Source organism: Pseudomonas sp. AC112, assembly GCF_979253545.1.
The window spans coordinates 5163446-5180256 of sequence record NZ_CEEDCM010000001.1 but is presented as its reverse complement, the minus strand read 5'-3'; the positions used below and the strand labels follow the sequence as shown (position 1 = coordinate 5180256).

Sequence of the window (16811 nt, the reverse complement as noted above, 5' to 3'; positions counted from 1 at the left end):
AGGGTGCCAGCTTGAAACCATTGAGGTATGGATTATGTGTCATAGGACTGTGTATCAGCCCACTGTGGTCGCTACCGGCCAGTGCGGCCGCGACCAGCCATGAGCGCCTGTTTATCAGGACTGTGGAGGAAATCCCCAATACCGTCCTGCACAGCGCCACGCTTGATCCCCAGTCGCCCTTGGGTGAACTCAAGCGGTTGGCGCCAGGCATGAGACCTCTGGTGGACACCGCCAAGGTACCCACCCAGGAAGATCTCCGTGCGTTGCAACGCCATCGACTGACGCGCTATTTCATCATCGATACCCACCAATCAAGCCCAGCGCAAGCAGACGCTCTGGCAGAGCAGTTGAAGCAAAACCCTCTTGTCGAATACGCGGAGTTCGAACCGCGGGCAGAGGGCATGCACCAGGACAATGGCCAACCGGATGCCTCGGTGAGTCGGCAGTCGATCCCCGACTACACCCCGCGTCAATACTACCTGCAGGGTCCCCAGCCGGTGCCGCCTTATAAGATCGGCGGAGTGAATGCGGTGGAGGCCCGGTCCATACCCGGTGCCAAGGGCGCGGGCATCCAAGTGATTTCCTCGGAAATAGACCACTGGGCCTACGATCACGTCGATCTGCCCCCGCCCAACATTGAGAAATCGGAGGGTGCTAACGTCGACGAACACGACACCGCCAGCGTCGGCATCATCGCCTCCAAAGAAAACAATTTTGGCACCACAGGCATCGTGCCCGACGCTAGGGTCGGTTATCTGGAATGGGACCCCGAATGGTTACTGCAAATGGCGCAACAACTGGCAAGCGGGGCCGTCATGCAACTGGGTGTGCAGTACGATTACTCACCGATCAACAAAATAGGCTGCATTGAAGATTGCTTGATGCCCCTGGAGTACAACACGCCGACGCGCGACATTATTGCCTATACGGTCAAAGAGCGCGGCATCCATGTCGTACTGGCTGCCGGCAATGGCAACATCAACCTGGATCACCCTGGCTTCGATGGCGAATTTGATCGCAATCGCTTTGACTCCGGCGCCCTGTACGCGGGCGCCGTAGACCCTAAGACCGGGCTCCGGGCGAGCTATTCGAATTATGGCAAGCGTGTCGACCTGTTCAGCTGGGGTGCAAATGTCACGACCACCTATTGGAGTGAAGAGAACCCCACCACCCTGTATACCCACACGTACGCTGGCACCTCCTCGGCCAACCCGATCATTGCAGGGGTTATCGCCGCTCTGCTGGGTGCAGCCCACGCCCATGGCCTGGGCATCAGGCCGCCCTGGGAAATAAACGCCCTGCTCGTCGCCACAGGTAGGCCGCAAATCAATGGCAATGACAATGAAATCGGGGTGCAACCGAACGTCACTGCGGCCATCAAGAAAATGCTCGCCGACAACACCGACCTGCCGCCTGCTGGCCGCCTGGCCCTGCCGGAAGAAGTCAAATCCGACGACACCTTCGAGGCACGGGTCTACGCGGAGTCGCCCAGCCAAAAGCCACTGACCTATCACTGGGACTCGGCAGGCTTCATACCGCCTGAAGGCACGGGCGACAGACTCTCACTCAGGGCGCCCCTCGTAGACGCCGACGTGCAAATGTCAATCGCCGCCACGGTATCCGACGGCACCCACGCCATCACGCTGAGGGAAACGATCACCATCAAGGCACAACCCGGCCAGGGTAACTGCGGCAACACGCTCGCATGGGATGCAGGCAAAACGTATTCGACCTCCGGTGAAACGGTGTCCTACAAGGGTATGGTGTATAAGCAAAATTACTGGAGTATCAACAAGCCCCCCGATGAATATTCCGCCGACTATGGCAAGGAATGGTTCACAGGCACCCCCTGCCCTTGATAACGCTTGGGTCGCCGTGTTCGACTGCCAACGGCCTTTCCCCTCCAGCGTCCTGGCAATAAAAGCCAGGACGCGCCCAACGCCGTGCACATCGCGCAAAATCCCGTTAGTCGCCGACCCTCTCGATGCTTTAAAGTAAGCCCCCCAGGCCAAGGCATTTATCCAAGGCCCCGGCTCATCTCTCCAGGAACCGTCATCGATGGAACATCGTGAAGCGCTGCTTGCGCTGCGAACCTTTCTTTCTACGCAGATTCTCGGCCAGGAAAAACTCATCGATCGCCTGCTGATCGCGCTGCTCGCCGACGGCCATATGCTGGTGGAAGGCGCACCGGGCCTGGCCAAGACCAAGGCCATCAAAGAGCTGGCCGAAGGCATCGAAGCGCAGTTCCATCGCATCCAGTTCACCCCCGACCTGCTGCCCGCCGACATCACCGGCACAGAGATCTATCGCCCGGAAACCGGCAGCTTTGTGTTCCAACAGGGGCCGATCTTCCACAATCTGGTGCTGGCGGACGAAATCAACCGTGCGCCGGCCAAGGTGCAATCGGCGCTGCTGGAAGCCATGGCGGAGCGCCAGGTCAGCGTCGGGCGCAGCACCTACGACCTGTCGCCACTGTTCCTGGTGATGGCCACGCAAAACCCCATCGAGCAGGAAGGCACCTACCCGCTGCCAGAAGCCCAGCTCGACCGTTTCCTGATGCACGTCAAGATCGGCTTCCCCGACGCCGCCGTCGAGCGACGCATCCTGCAACAAGCCCGTGGCGAAGCGCTCAACGGCGAAACCAAGCCAGAGCGGCGTGTCAGCCAGCAGGCGATCTTCGCCGCGCGCAAGGAAATCCTCGGCCTGTACATGGCCGACGCCGTGGAGGAATACCTGGTGCAACTGGTGATGGCCACGCGCACCCCGGCCAAGTTCGACCCGGAGATGGCCGAGTGGATCGCCTACGGCGCCAGCCCGCGCGGGTCCATCGCCCTCGACCGCTGCGCGCGGGCACATGCCTGGCTCGCCGGTCGCGACTTCGTCAGCCCGGAAGACATCCAGGCGGTGCTGTTCGACGTGCTGCGCCATCGCATCATCCTGTCGTTCGAGGCCGAAGCCGCCGGCATTGACCAGGACCGGGTGGTGCAGCGCATTCTCGACGTCGTTGCCGTCGCTTGAAACCCATGAACGCCGGTGATGGGATCCGCGTCACGCTCAGCGAATTGATCGAGATGCGCCATCGCGTGCGCGAAGTGCAGCTGTTTTCCACGCCGAGCCAGCGCAGCCCGCTGATCGGCCTGCACCACTCCAAGCTGCGCGGGCGCGGCGTCGACTTCGACCAGGTGCGCGTGTACCAGGCTGGCGATGACGTGCGCACCATCGACTGGCGCGTGACGGCGCGCACCCAGGAACCGCACACCAAGCTGTTCCATGAAGAACGCGAGCGACCGATCTTCATCATGGTGGAGCAAAGCTGCCGGCTGTTTTTCGGCTCCGGACAGATGTTCAAGTCGGTGCTGGCGGCCCAGGCGGCCAGCCTGATCGGCTGGGCTGCGCTGGGGCACAACGACCGCGTGGGCGGGCTGGTGTTTGGCGACAACGAGCACTACGAAATCAAGCCGCGCCGCAGCAAGCAAAGTCTGCTGCAGTTGCTCAACCGCCTGGTGCGCGTGAACCAGAGCCTGAGCACCGAGAGCCGCCCCGAAGCCGACGCCCTCGGCATGGCCTTGCGCCGTGGCCGCGAGGTGTTGCGCCCTGGCAGCCTGGTGATTGTGATCTGCGATGAACGCGCGCTGACCGAAGGTGCCGAGCAACAGCTGAGCCTGCTGTCGCGGCATTGCGATTTGTTGCTGCTACCGATTTCCGATCCACTCGACCACGCCCTGCCCGCCGCCGGGCTGCTGCGTTTTGCCGAACGCGGCGCCCAGCTGGAACTGGACACGCTCAACTTCGATTTGCGCCAGGCCTACAAGGCCCAGGCCGAAGCGCGCATTGCCCGTTGGGAGCTGCTCGCGCAGAAACTGCGCGTACTGCTGATGCCCTTGAGCACCCAGAGCGAAATGGTCGAGCAACTGCGCGAATACCTCAACCCGCAACGCCCGGTTAAAAAACAATGAGCAGCCTTGACCAACTGCAGCCACTGATCGCCCCGCCCGCCATCGGTTTCTGGCCGCCTGCGCCGGGCTGGTGGCTGTTGCTGCTGGTGATTCCGTTGCTTGGGTGGGGCCTGTGGTGGCTGCGGCGTTTCCTGCCGACCCGTCGCCCCATCGCCCGCGCCGAACAACCGCTGGACCCGCTGCGCATCGCCGCCCTGGCGGAACTGGCGCTGATGCCCAAACCCTACGATGGCGCCCCGGCCGGCGCCTGGCTGCAGCAACTCAATGGCCTGCTCAAGCGCCTGTGCCGCAACGACTACCCCTACAGCCAGAGCCACACCCTCAACGGCCGCAAATGGCTGGCCTTTCTCGACAACCGCTGCCCCGCCGCCGGCCTCACGCGCTGGATGGTGTTGGTGGAAGGCGCCTATAAGCCCGAATGCAAACTCGACGACAAGGCAATCGCCGGCCTGACCCAAGCGGTCGATACCTGGATTCGCAAACATGTTTGAGTTCGCCTGGCCGTGGATCTTTGCCCTGTTGCCTCTGCCCTGGCTGATGCGCCTGGTGCTGCCAGCCGCCGACAGTGGCGAGCCCGCGTTGAAAGTCAGCTACCTCAGCGACCTCGAAGGCCTGGCCCGTCGCCGTGCGCGCGTCAACCTGCCGGGCTGGCGCCAGCAAGCACCGTTCGTGGTGCTGTGGTTGCTGCTGTTGACTGCCGCCGCGCGCCCGGAATGGCTCGGCGAGCCGCTGCCGATTGCCGCCAGTGGCCGCGATTTGCTGGTGGCGGTAGACGTGTCCGGTTCCATGGATTTCCCTGACATGAACTGGCAAGACGAAGACGTGAGTCGCTTGAGCCTGGTCAAACACCTGCTCGGCGACTTCCTCGAAGGCCGCGAAGGTGATCGCGTCGGCTTGATCCTGTTCGGCAGCCAGGCCTACCTGCAAGCACCGCTGACCTTCGACCGCCGCACCGTACGCACCTGGCTGGACGAAGCGCGCATCGGCATTGCCGGCAAGAACACCGCGATTGGCGACGCCATCGGCCTGGCCCTCAAGCGCCTGCGCCAGCGCCCGGCGCAGAGCCGCGTGCTGATCCTCGTCACCGATGGCGCCAACAATGCCGGGCAGATCGACCCACTCACGGCGGCGCGCCTGGCTGCCGAAGAAGGCGTCAAGATCTACCCGATCGGCATCGGCGCCGACCCCGAGCAAACCGGCTCGCTGGGCATCCTCGGCGTCAACCCGAGCCTGGACCTCGACGAGCCTGCACTCAAGGCCATCGCTGAAGCCACTGGCGGCCAATACTTCCGCGCCCGCGATGGCGAAGAACTGCAAACCATCAAGGCAACGCTCGACAAACTCGAACCCGTCGAGCAACAACCCACCCAGGCACGCCCGGCCCTGGCGCTGTACAGCGCGCCGCTGGCCCTGGCGTTGGTGCTGAGCATGTTGCTGGTGATCCAGGAGCGCTGGCCGAACAACGCCTTGCAGCGGCTGTTCAACCGGCTCTCAAGCAAGGGGATTTTCCTGCAGCAACACCCGGAATGGCGCCAGCGCCTCAAGCGCCTGCGTTTGCGGAGGCGTCGATGATCGACCTGTGGCCGCACTGGTTCCGTCCTTGGTGGTTGTTGCTGCTGCCGTTGCTCGGCTGGTTGCTGTGGCACCTGTGGCACCGGCAAAAACGCGCCGGGCGCTGGCAGATGATCCTGCCGCCGGCCTTCCACGCCGTGTTGCTCAGCGGTGGCAGCGGGCGTGAGAGCAAAACGCCGTGGGTGGTGCTCGGCATTGCCTGGCTACTGGCGGTACTGGCGTTGCTCGGCCCCAGTTGGCAACGCGTTGAACAGTCCAGTCAGAAGCCATCCGACCCATTGGTGGTGCTGCTGGAGCTGACCCCGGAAATGCTCGCCACTGACAGCCCGCCCAATCGCCTGGAGCAGGCACGGCGCAAGCTGTATGACCTGTTGCAGGCGCGCACCGACGCGCAAACCGCCATCGTCGTGTATGCCGGCAGTGCCCACACCCTGGTGCCGCTGTCGGACGACCTGGCCACCAGCCGCAATCTGCTGGAGGCCTTGCGCCCGTCGATCATGCCCGAGGCCGGCCATCGCGCCGACCTGGCCGTCGAGAAAGCCCTGGGCCTGCTCAAGCAAGGCGGGCTCGGCCAGGGACGCCTGTTGCTGATCGGTTCCTCGCTGTCCAAACAGGAACGCCAGGGCATCCGCCTGCTGCTGCAAAGCGGCCAGGCGCCGAGCTTGTCGATTCTTGGCATCGGCAGCCGTGAGGGCACCCCAGTGACCCAGGAAAGCGGCGAGTTCCTCAAGGACGAACAAGGCGCGATCCTGGTGCCACGCCTGGACAGCCCGACCCTCAAGGCCTTCGCCAGCGAAATGGGCGGCCGTTACCGCGCTGCGCGCCTGGACGACAAGGACCTGCGCCAGCTCGGCGTGCTGGACCCACCGCAAACCTTGCGCAACGACGGCCAACTGCTGCACCTCGACACCTGGGCCGACCAGGGTTACTGGCTGCTCCTGCCGCTGTTGCTGCTGGCCGCCTGCGCTGGCCGGCGCGGCTGGTTGTTCTGCCTGCCGCTGTTGCTGTTGACTGCACCGCAACCCAGCTACGCCTTTGGCCTGCAGGACCTGTGGCTGCGTCCGGATCAACAAGGCCAATATCTGTTGAAGAAAAAACGTCCTGCCGAAGCCGCCGAACACTTTGAAGACCCACAGTGGCAAGGCGTGGCGCTGTACGAGGCCGGCAACTATGCCGAGGCTATCAAGCGTTTCGCCGAAGGCAATGACGCCTACTCCCACTACAATCGTGGGAATGCCCTGGCCAAGTCCGGTGAACTGGAAGCGGCGATCGACGCCTACGAGCAAGCGCTCGAAGCCCAGCCCGACCTGCAACCGGCACTGAAAAACAAGGCACTGGTGGAAACCCTGATGCAGGAACGGGCCGAGCCTGAGCCCACTAAACCGGCAAAAAACGAGGATGACGAAACCACCCAACCCGGCCAAACTGCGCAACCGGGCGCCACTGGGCAAAACGCCACGGGTGGCGAGCAGTCGTCACAAGGCCAGGGCGAAGCTGGCACTGGCGACACCCAGACGGGCAACACGCCGCAAACCGCGGGCAATGAAGTGCCGGGCAGCGAGCTGGGCGACGAACAGACCACCACCCCGCCGCTGCGCCCCAATGATGCCAGCCTCGACGGTGAACACCGCCAGGCCCTGGAGCAATGGCTGCGGGAGATCCCGGACAACCCCGGTGAACTGCTGCGCCGCAAATTCTGGTACGAACAGCAACAACATCAGGACAAGACTCGATGAGCCGCCGCACCACCCTACTGCTCCTGCTCGCCTTGTCGGCAGGCCACGCCCAGGCGGCGAACCTGACCGCCAGCGTTGACCGCAGCCGCCTCAACTCCGGGGAAACGGTGGAACTGACGGTGGAATCCAGCGATGTCACCCAGTTCGGCAAGCCAGACCTTGCGCCCCTGGACGCGCAGTTCGAAGTCAGCGGCACCCGCCAGATCAACCAGCTCACCACGTTAGGTGGCGATAACCACGCCACCACACGCTGGATCATCACCCTGCTGCCCAAGGAAAACGGCACGGTGGTCATCCCACCCCTGCAGGTGGGCGAGTACAAGACCCAGCCGATCAGCCTGCAAGTCATGGAGACCGCCAGCCAGAACACCGCCGCCGAGCTGGCGCCGGTGTTTGTCGAGGCCAACCTCGACCAGACCAGCGTCTACGTGCAGGCCCAGGCACTGTTGACGGTGCGCGTGTACCACTCGGTGTCGCTGTATGACGACAGCAGCCTCACACCCTTGCAGATTGCCGATGCACGCGTGGAGCAGTTGGGCGAGTCGCGCACCTACGAGAAGGTGATCAACAGCATCCGCCATGGTGTGATCGAAACCCGCTACGCGATTTACCCGCAGCACAGCGGCACCCTGGCGATCCCGGCGCAGACCTTCAGCGCGACGCTGGTGGAATCGCGCCCGGCCCAGGAAAACACCCTGCAGGGCACCAAGCCCGGCAAGCTGATCCACGTCAGCTCTGCGGAGCTGCCCCTGGTGGTCAAACCCAAACCCGCGCTGTACCCGGCGGATACGCCCTGGTTGCCGGCGCGCAGCCTGACCCTGAGCGAAAACTGGAACCCGGAGCCTGAGCACGTGCAGGTCGGCGATTCGCTGACCCGCAGCCTCACGGTGAAGGCCGAGGGCCTGTCCAGCGCGCAACTGCCGGCCCTGCCCAGCACCGACATCAGCGGCTTGCGTCGCTACCCGGACCAACCGGTGCTCGGCAACCAGACCAACGACCGCGGCCTGATCGGCAGCCGTGAAGACCGCGAAGCCCTGGTGCCCAACCGTGCCGGCGCCCTGGAGCTGCCTGCCGTGGACGTGGTGTGGTGGAACACCCACGAAGACCACCTTGAGCGCACCAGCTTGCCGGCCCGCACCCTGCAGGTTGCCATCAACCCGAGCCTGGCCGTGGATACCCCCGCCACGCCAACGGTGATCACCGCGCCGGATGATGAACGCCTGTGGCTGTGGCAACTGAGCACATTGATCCTCGCCTGCACCACATTGCTGGGATTTGGCCTCTGGTGGCGCGCACGTCGCCAACCCGCTGTGCAACGCGCCGCGCAAACCGGCCCAAGCCCACGTACCCTGCTCGACGACCTCAAGCGCGCCACCCAGGCCAATGACCCGCAGGCCACCCGCCAGGCCCTCGACGCCTGGGCTCGCCAGCAGCCGGAAACGCTCGCAGACATGGCGGCGCGGTTTGTGCCGCTGTCGGATGCGTTGGATGGTTTGAACGGCGCACTGTACAGCGAGAGTGGGCATTTCTGGCTGGGTGAGGACTTGTGGCGTGCGGTCAAGGCCATTCCGGTGGCCGAGCGTGAACAAGACCCGGCCACCGACACGACCAGCCTGCCGCCGCTCTACCCCAAATAACCCCGATATCCCTGACACGACCCACATCAAAATAGGGGAAACCCTGGCTGGCCGCCTGCAACCAAAGCCTTAAGCAACGGCACAATCCTGTAGGAGCCGGCTTGCCGGCGATTGCGGTCTATCAGCCACATAGGCAGTAACGGGTCGGACGCTATCGCCGGCAAGCCGGCTCCTACAGCAGGTGCGCCGGGGCATTTACAGGTAAACTCCCCTCCTTTTCATCTTTTCCACGGAGTTCGCCTTGCGTCTGTTTCACACCTCCGACTGGCACCTGGGCCAAAACCTCCATGGCCAGGAACGCGACTTCGAACACGCCTGTTTCCTCAAATGGCTGTTGGACCAATTAAAGGACCATCAGCCGGATGCGCTGCTCATCGCCGGCGATATCTTCGACACGGTCAACCCGCCGCTCAAGGCCCAGGAGCGGCTGTATGACTTCATCATCAGCGCCCACGAGCAAAACCCGAAGCTGACCATCGTAATGATCGCCGGCAACCATGATTCCGGCTCGCGGATCGAGCTGCCCGCGCCGTTGATGCGTCGCCTGCGTACTCACGCCCTCGGCCGCGTGCTGTGGCTGGATGACGGCCAGCTGGACGCCGAACGCCTTCTGATCCCGCTGCCGGATGCCAAGGGCAAGGTCGCCGCCTGGTGCCTGGCCCTGCCCTTCCTGCGCCCGGCGGAAGTCACCGGTGCACACCTGGGTGACGATTACCTGCACGGTATCGGCCAGGTGCATGAAGGGTTGATCGCCGCCGCCAACGCCAAGCGCAAAAAAGGCCAGGCGCTGATTGCCATCAGTCACGCGCACATGGCCGGAGGCTCGGTGTCGGAAGACTCCGAGCGCAGCCTGATCATCGGCAATGCCGAGGCGTTGCCGGCCAAGCTCTTCGACAGAAGTGTCGCCTATGTTGCCCTCGGCCACTTGCACAAGCCGCAAAAGGTCAATGGCGAAGAGCGCATTCGCTACAGCGGTTCGCCGATTCCACTGTCATTTTCCGAAATCGGCTACAAGCACCAGGTGCTCGACGTGACGTTCCAGGGCCAATGCCTGGTGAGTGTCGAACCGATCCTGATCCCCCGCTCGGTCGACCTGCAACGCCTGGAAGCCGCCCCACTGGCGGAGATCCTCACGGCGCTGGCCGACTTGCCAGACGTCGACCTGCTCGCCGAAACCCAGCGCCATCCCTGGCTGGAAGTGCGCGTGCGCCTCGACGAGCCGCAGCCCGACCTGCGCCAGCAGATCGAAACCGCACTGCAAGGCAAAGCCGTGCGCCTGGTACGCATTGCCGCCGAGTACGCCGGCAAACGCGGCAGCGACGACACGGACGATGAGCGCCTGATCGAACTTGACCAGCTCACGCCCCAGGAACTGTTCAGCCGTGCCTGGCAGGACAGCTACGGCAGTGAAGTGGATGAACAGACTTTGAAGGATTTCGCCGTGCTGCTCCAGGAAGTGCAACAGGAGGGTGAACAGCCATGAAGATCCTCGCCATCCGCCTGAAAAACCTCGCCTCCCTGGCCGGCCCGTTTGAGATCGACTTCACCGCCGAGCCCCTCGCCAGTGCCGGGTTGTTCGCGATTACCGGGCCAACCGGCGCCGGTAAAAGCACCCTGCTCGATGCCCTGTGCCTGGCGCTGTTTGGCGCAGTGCCACGCCTGGGCGATACTGGCCAGGCGAAGATGCCGGATGCCGACAGCGATATTTCCATCGGTGACCCACGCACCCTGCTGCGGCGCGGCACTGGCGGCGGTTATGCCGAGGTGGATTTTGTCGGCGTCAACGGCCGCCGCTACCGTGCGCGCTGGGAAGCCAACCGCGCCCGCGACAAGGCCAGCGGCAAGTTGCAGAACAGCCGCCAGAGCCTGTTCGACCTGGATAGCGACCAATTGCTGGCCAGCCAGAAAACCGAATACAAGACTCAGCTGGAACTGGCCCTTGGCCTGAACTTCGAGCAGTTCACCCGCGCCGTGTTACTGGCGCAAAGTGAGTTCAGTGCCTTCCTCAAGGCCAACGACAACGAACGCAGCGAACTGCTGGAAAAACTCACTGACACGGCCCTCTACACCCAGCTCGGCCGGCGCGCCTTCGACAAGGCCAAAGAGGCCAGGGACGCCCACAAGCAGTTGCAGGACCAGGCCACCGGCGTGGTGCCCCTGGCGCCCGAAGACCGCGCCGAACTGGATCAGCAATTCGACGCCGCGCAACAACAGCTCAAGGCCGAGCAAGCACAACTCAAGCAGCTTGAGCTTCAGCACACCTGGCTCAAGGAACTGCGTGAATGGCAGGAACGCCAACTCGCCGCTAACGAACAGCTGCAACGCGCGCAGTCCGACTGGGACAACCAAGGGCCGCAACGCCAGGACCTGAGCCGCCTGGACCAGTTGGCACCGCAACGTCATCAATTCGCCCGCCAGGCCGAACTCAGCACGCTGCTCACCCCACTGGCCGCGCAGATCCAGCTGCATATTCAACAACAAGCCGACCTGCATACCCGCCAGGAACAGGCCCAGCAACAGCAAGCCACCGCGCAGAGCGCATTGGCGCAAGCCCTGAAAAACCAGGGCGATGCCGTGCCGTTGTTGCGCCAGGCGTTTGAACAGCAAAGCACCCTCGCCCACTTGAGCCAGGCACTGGCCAAGCGCACCGAGGACACACAGCAGCACGAACGGGCCTGCGCCGAAGGCCAGGCCCTGCTCAACGGTTTGCAGGAAAAACAGGGCCAGGTCGCCGAACGCCTGCACCGCTTGAGTGCCGAGCTTGAAAGCAGTGCTGCCCTCGCTCCACTGGGCGATGCCTGGAACGCCTACCGCGACCGCCTGCAACAGTTGGTTTTGATCGGTAATCGCCTGAACAAGGGTGAGGCCGAACTGCCGCAATTGGAACAGCGCGCCACCCTTGCCGCCGAACAGTTCACCCAGCAACGCGAAGCGCTCGACCTGCTGTATCAGGAAGCCGGCGCCGAACCCCACGCTGTGGCCGAGCAGATCCAGTTGCTGGCCAGTCTGCTCCAGGACAATCGCAAACAGCAGCGCGCCTTCGAAGACCTGGCGCGTCTGTGGGACACCCAGCAGCAACTGGACCAGCACGCCAGCGCACTGACGCAAAAGCTCACCGATGCTCAACAAAAACGCGAGCAACTGAACCAGACCGGCCTGCAGACCAAGGCTGAGCTGACCGTTGCCGAACAGACCCTGACCGTGACCAAGCAACTGCTGGAACGCCAGCGCCTGGCCCGCAGCGCGAGCGTCGAGGAATTGCGCGAGCAGTTGCAGGACGATCAGCCCTGCCCGGTGTGCGGCAGCCATGAACACCCGTACCACCAGCCCGAAGCCCTGCTGCAAAGCCTCGGTCGCCATGACGAAAACGAAGAAGCCACCGCGCAGAAAGCCGTCGACACCCTCAAGGAGACGCTTACGGAGCTGCGCGGTGAAGTGGGTGGCCTGATCGCCCAGCAAAAGGAATATCTGCACCAGCAGGAGCAGTTGGCGACGCAACAGCAAGCACTCAAACCCAGCCTGGATGCGCACCCACTGGCCGCCACCTTGTTCAACCAGGACGCCGCCAAACGCAGCGCCTGGCTTGACCAGCAACTGAGCCAACTGTCCCAGAGCATTACTCAGGACGAACAGCGTCAAGGCGCCCTGCTCAACCTGCAACAAAACGCCGGCCGCTTGCAGCAACAATTGCAGGCTGCCCAGGAAGCGAGCCAGCAGTCCCGCCAATTGCTGGTAGACCAGCAGCGTGAACTGGCCAGCGACCGCGAACGCCTGGAGCAGGAACTGAACGCGTTCACCAGCCTGTTGCCTGCCGACACCCTGGAAGGTCTGCGCGCCGAGCCCGCCGCCACGTTCATGCAGTTGGACCAGCAGGTCAGCCAGCGCCTTGAACAGCTGGGCCATCAACGTGATGAACTGGCCGAGCAACAAGAGCGTCAACAGGTCATCGAGAAAGAACAGACCCATCAGCAGCATCGCCAGCAACAACGCGACGCACTGATTCAGCAGGTTACCGAGCTGGCCGCACAACAACAGGCCGGCCAGGAAAAGCTCTGCGCATTGCTCGGCGAGCACAGCACTGCCGAGCAGTGGCAGCATCACCTGGATCAGGCCGTGACCCTGTCGCGCGACAGCGAGGCCGACGCCAACAAACAACTGCAAGCGCTCCACAACGCCCTGATCCAACTGGCCGGTGACCTCAAGTCCCAGCAGGAACGCGAACAGGCGATGCAGGCCGAGCAACAGACCCTCGACACGCGCATCAGCGAGTGGCGCGCCCTGCACCCGGAACTCGACGATGCAGGCCTCAACCGCTTGCTCGGCTACGATGACGCCCAGGTCAGCCAACTGCGCCAACAGGTGCAGCACAGCGAAAAAGCCGTCGAGCAGGCCAAGGTCTTGCTGCAAGAACGTGAGCAACGTCTCGCCGAACACCAGGCCTTGCACAATGGCAATCTCGACGCCGAGGCACTGGAGAGCGCCCTGGCCGCCCTCAACCAGCAATTGGCCGACAGCGAGAAAAGTTGCGCCGAATTACGTGCGCGCCAGTCCGAAGACCAGCGCCGCCAGGACGCCAACCAGGCCTTCGCCGAGCAGATCGCCAGGGCCTATGACGAGTGGCAGCGCTGGGCCCGCCTGAATGCGCTGATCGGCTCGGCCACTGGCGACACCTTCCGCAAGATCGCCCAGGCCTACAACCTCGACCTGCTGGTGCACCACGCCAATGTGCAGCTGCGCCAACTGGTGCGTCGCTACCGCCTCAAACGCGGCGGCAGCATGCTCGGCCTGCTGGTGATGGACACAGAAATGGGCGATGAGCTGCGCTCGGTGCATTCGTTGTCTGGCGGCGAAACGTTCCTGGTGTCCCTGGCGCTGGCACTCGGCCTGGCGTCGATGGCCTCCAGCACACTGAAGATCGAGTCGCTGTTTATCGATGAAGGCTTTGGCAGCCTGGACCCGGAATCGCTGCAATTGGCCATGGACGCCCTGGACGGCTTGCAGGCCCAAGGGCGCAAGGTGGCGGTGATCTCCCACGTGCAGGAAATGCACGAACGGATTCCGGTACAAATTCAGGTCAAGCGCCAGGGCAATGGCCTGAGCACCCTGGAGGTCAAGTGAACGAAGTGTTGCTGTATTCGTTCCGGCGCTGCCCGTACGCGATGCGGGCACGCCTGGCCCTGCGCTACGCCGGCGTGCCGGTACGTATCGTCGAGGTGAGCCTCAAGGCCAAGCCAGCGGAGATGCTGGCACTCTCGCCCAAGGGCACGGTGCCGGTGTTGAGTGTGGAGGGCGAGGTGATCGACGAAAGCCTGGCAATCATGCAGTGGGCGCTGGCCCGGCACGATCCGGATAATTGGCTGCTACAGGGTGATCCCGCGGTATTGGCGTTGATTGCCGAGAACGACCAAGGCTTCAAGTATCACTTGGATCGATACAAGTACGCCGAACGCTACCCGCAATTTCCAATGGAGCATTATCGGGCCGAGAGTGAGACGTTCTTGCAGAAGTTGGAGGGGTTACTGGCGGACCGCGCCTATTTGCTGGCCGATCACCCGAGCCTGGCGGACATGGCCCTGGCGCCGTTTGTGCGGCAGTTTGCCCATGTGGATCGGGATTGGTTTGCCAGTGCACCCTACCCTGGATTGCAGCGCTGGCTAGACGCGTTCCTGCAGTCACCGTTGTTCATCGGTGTAATGGCAAAGCATTAACCGGGATAAGCAGGCCTGTTGTGGTGAGCGGGCTCATCACACATGAGGCAGTATCAGCCTTCGACCAGGTTCAACAATCGCTCGCGCGCCAGCTCCGGCTCACCGTCCACCGGTTGCACGGAGGACAGGATGGGGGCGGAATAGAGGAACAGGATTACTGCGGCGAGTCGGAGTGCCATGCTGTCGATTCCAGGGAAAGCGCGTCAATATTTGAGCGCCAAATTTAAACACATGGCAATGTGATATCAATCTTTTTTATTCGGCAGATGCACAAACGCCAAACCACTCGAACGAGCCAGGCTTCGTTCCAGTGGTTTGGCGTCTGCAGGTGTGCAGGGTCAATCAGCGCTCATTGCTGGGTTTTGTGATCCAGCGCGGCGTAGAAGTTAGCGCTTTGTTGCAGGTATTTCTGGGTGTAGGCGCTGGTGCTGGATTTTTTGCCGGTGACTTCCACGCTGGCCGCCGCTGGCAGCGCGACAGTGGCGGAAACAGCAGAAGCGGCGATGATGGAGAAGAGATTCAGATTCATGTCGGTAACCCTTGTGTTCGTTTGGTTGGTGGCCGGGGAAGGCCTTGGAACCAAACTTACGCCCGGGGACCGAGCCTTAGAAATGCTTTGAAACAGTAGCCGCTATTAATAGAATTAATACAAAGGCTCAGGCCCCGCAATGCGGGGCCTGTGGCTTATTGACGCACCAGGAACTTGAGGTCGCTGGGCGCATCGATCGGCAATGTCTGCACGGTTTTACCCAGCAGGCCGGTCTTCGGGTCACGTTCGACCACCACGATTGCATTGCTCTTCTGGTTGGCGATCAGCAAAAACTTGCCGGTCGGGTCCAGGCTGAACTCGCGCGGGTGATCGCCTTCCACTGAACGACGCTGCACCTCCTTGAGGTGTGCGGTGGCCGGGTCAATGCTGAACACCAGCAATTGGTTGGCCGTACCACGGTTGCTCACATACAGGAACTTGCCGTCGCTTGAAGCGTGCAACGCGGCGCCGGCCTTGTCGGACACCGGCTGCCCGGCGGCGAAGTCCACCAGCTGAGTCTGGGTCAGCGTGCCATCGTTGTAGTCGAACACCGCGACCTGGGCGCTCATCTCGGTGGTCAGCCAGGCATGCTTGCCATCGGCGCTGAACAACAGGTGGCGCGGGCCACTGCCCGGCGGCAATTGCACCGAGGCCGGATCGGCCGGGGTCAAGGGCAGCTCATGGTTGGCCTTGGGGTCGTAGTGGTAGGCAAACACCTTGTCCGCCCCCAGGTCCTGCACAAACACATACTTGCCATCCGGCGATGACACCACCGAGTGCACGTGGTTTGACGCCTGGCGTTCCGGGTTTACGCGGCTGGCCGGGTGCCCGCTCAGTTGCACCGGGGGCGACAGCTTGCCCGTGACGTCGACCGGCAGCACCGCCAGGCTGCCGCCCGGGTCTTCCAGCACCGAATAGTTGGCCACGAACAGGTAACGCCCATCGGCGGCAACGCTGGAATGGGTCGGCTCATTGCCCAGGCTCTGCACCTGGTTGATCAAGGTCAGTTGGTGATTCTGCGGGTCGATGCTGTAGCTGCTCACGCGCCCCACCGGGTCTTTCTGGCCGGGGCCATTCTCATTGACCACAAACAGGCGCTTCTGGTCCTTGGAGATCGTCAGCCACGACGGGTTGGCAGCCTTGGCCGCCAGCACTGGCGGCCCCTGGAACCGACCGGTACGGCTGTCGAATTGCAGGCGATAGATCCCTTCACTGCTGCCGGCGGTGTAGCTGCCCACCAACAGTTCAAACGTGTCGGCCGGTGCAGCTTGCACCGACATCGCACCGACACTGCCCGCTATCAGCAGGGGCCAGAATTTACGCATCATCATCCGCTTCATCCTCGTCGTTATTGTTGCCGGTGAACGCGCTGAGGCAGATCAGGCGGTGCTCGCCCGAATCACCGGTAAGGGTCCAGCTTTGCAGCGTGTCGTCGAAGGTGGCTGCCCGTACCTGCTCCAGGCTGAAACGCCAGCGTTTTTCAGCACGGCCGTCCATGGCGGTGATCAGTAGTGTCTCGGCGTCCAGGCTGAAATCGAAGGCGTGCAGGCCGTCGATCTCCAGCATGTCGGCGTGTTCAAGGACGGTGGTCAGGGTCTCGGCAGTCATGGCAGTCAATCGTCTACGGGAAAGCGCCAATGATAGCCCAGCATGGCAGGTAGAGCGGCGCTTTC

At 63.0% G+C, this 16811-nt stretch carries 14 protein-coding genes; 10 read left to right on the top strand and 4 right to left on the bottom strand.

Annotation, left to right across the window (positions count from 1 at the left end):
- The first annotated feature begins 221 nt into the window (after positions 1-221).
- From AC0IYN_RS24100 to AC0IYN_RS24055, 10 genes are all read left to right on the top strand, one after another.
- Positions 222-1859, top strand: coding sequence for a S8 family peptidase (locus AC0IYN_RS24100; protein WP_406598051.1), 1638 nt, complete (start codon positions 222-224; stop codon positions 1857-1859).
- 199 nt (positions 1860-2058) lie between these two features.
- Entirely contained in the window at positions 2059-3018 is a 960-nt protein-coding gene (locus tag AC0IYN_RS24095; protein WP_003174327.1) for an AAA family ATPase, read from the top strand.
- Between the two features lie 5 nt (positions 3019-3023).
- A complete protein-coding gene (locus AC0IYN_RS24090; RefSeq protein ID WP_095016502.1) occupies positions 3024-3956 on the top strand; it encodes a DUF58 domain-containing protein in 933 nt (310 codons plus the stop codon).
- A complete protein-coding gene (locus AC0IYN_RS24085; RefSeq protein WP_025857779.1) occupies positions 3953-4447 on the top strand; it encodes a DUF4381 domain-containing protein in 495 nt (164 codons plus the stop codon). The genes AC0IYN_RS24090 and AC0IYN_RS24085 overlap by 4 nt, the downstream gene beginning before the upstream one ends.
- Positions 4440-5528, top strand: a complete 1089-nt coding sequence (locus tag AC0IYN_RS24080; RefSeq protein WP_078048750.1) for a vWA domain-containing protein — start codon at positions 4440-4442, stop codon at positions 5526-5528. Before AC0IYN_RS24085 ends, AC0IYN_RS24080 begins: the two co-directional genes overlap by 8 nt.
- On the top strand, positions 5525-7264 hold the full coding sequence (locus tag AC0IYN_RS24075; RefSeq protein ID WP_406598049.1) for a tetratricopeptide repeat protein: 1740 nt from the start codon (positions 5525-5527) through the stop codon (positions 7262-7264). Before AC0IYN_RS24080 ends, AC0IYN_RS24075 begins: the two co-directional genes overlap by 4 nt.
- Complete coding sequence (locus AC0IYN_RS24070; RefSeq protein ID WP_406598048.1) at positions 7261-8901, top strand: BatD family protein; 1641 nt, start codon at positions 7261-7263, stop codon at positions 8899-8901. Before AC0IYN_RS24075 ends, AC0IYN_RS24070 begins: the two co-directional genes overlap by 4 nt.
- A 241-nt stretch (positions 8902-9142) precedes the next feature.
- Complete coding sequence (locus tag AC0IYN_RS24065) at positions 9143-10384, top strand: exonuclease SbcCD subunit D C-terminal domain-containing protein (protein ID WP_457238778.1); 1242 nt, start codon at positions 9143-9145, stop codon at positions 10382-10384.
- Entirely contained in the window at positions 10381-14019 is a 3639-nt protein-coding gene (locus AC0IYN_RS24060; RefSeq protein WP_471843592.1) for an AAA family ATPase, read from the top strand. The genes AC0IYN_RS24065 and AC0IYN_RS24060 overlap by 4 nt, the downstream gene beginning before the upstream one ends.
- Positions 14016-14609 carry a glutathione S-transferase gene (locus AC0IYN_RS24055; RefSeq protein ID WP_406598045.1) on the top strand — a complete coding sequence of 198 codons (594 nt, stop codon included), beginning with the start codon at positions 14016-14018 and terminating at the stop codon, positions 14607-14609. Before AC0IYN_RS24060 ends, AC0IYN_RS24055 begins: the two co-directional genes overlap by 4 nt.
- 53 nt (positions 14610-14662) lie before the next feature.
- Here the strand turns inward: AC0IYN_RS24055 and AC0IYN_RS24050 are convergent, their stop codons facing one another.
- From AC0IYN_RS24050 to AC0IYN_RS24035, 4 genes are all read right to left on the bottom strand, one after another.
- Positions 14663-14788: a hypothetical protein gene (locus AC0IYN_RS24050; RefSeq protein ID WP_406598044.1), complete on the bottom strand. Its 126-nt coding sequence runs from the start codon at positions 14786-14788 to the stop codon at positions 14663-14665.
- Positions 14789-14958: 170 nt separating this feature from the next.
- On the bottom strand, positions 14959-15138 hold the full coding sequence (locus tag AC0IYN_RS24045) for a hypothetical protein (protein ID WP_010210027.1): 180 nt from the start codon (positions 15136-15138) through the stop codon (positions 14959-14961).
- A gap of 155 nt (positions 15139-15293) precedes the next feature.
- On the bottom strand, positions 15294-16469 hold the full coding sequence (locus AC0IYN_RS24040; protein WP_458375377.1) for a lactonase family protein: 1176 nt from the start codon (positions 16467-16469) through the stop codon (positions 15294-15296).
- On the bottom strand, positions 16456-16746 hold the full coding sequence (locus tag AC0IYN_RS24035) for a DUF5629 family protein (RefSeq protein ID WP_078048759.1): 291 nt from the start codon (positions 16744-16746) through the stop codon (positions 16456-16458). The genes AC0IYN_RS24040 and AC0IYN_RS24035 overlap by 14 nt, the downstream gene beginning before the upstream one ends.
- Between the last annotated feature and the right edge of the window lie 65 nt (positions 16747-16811).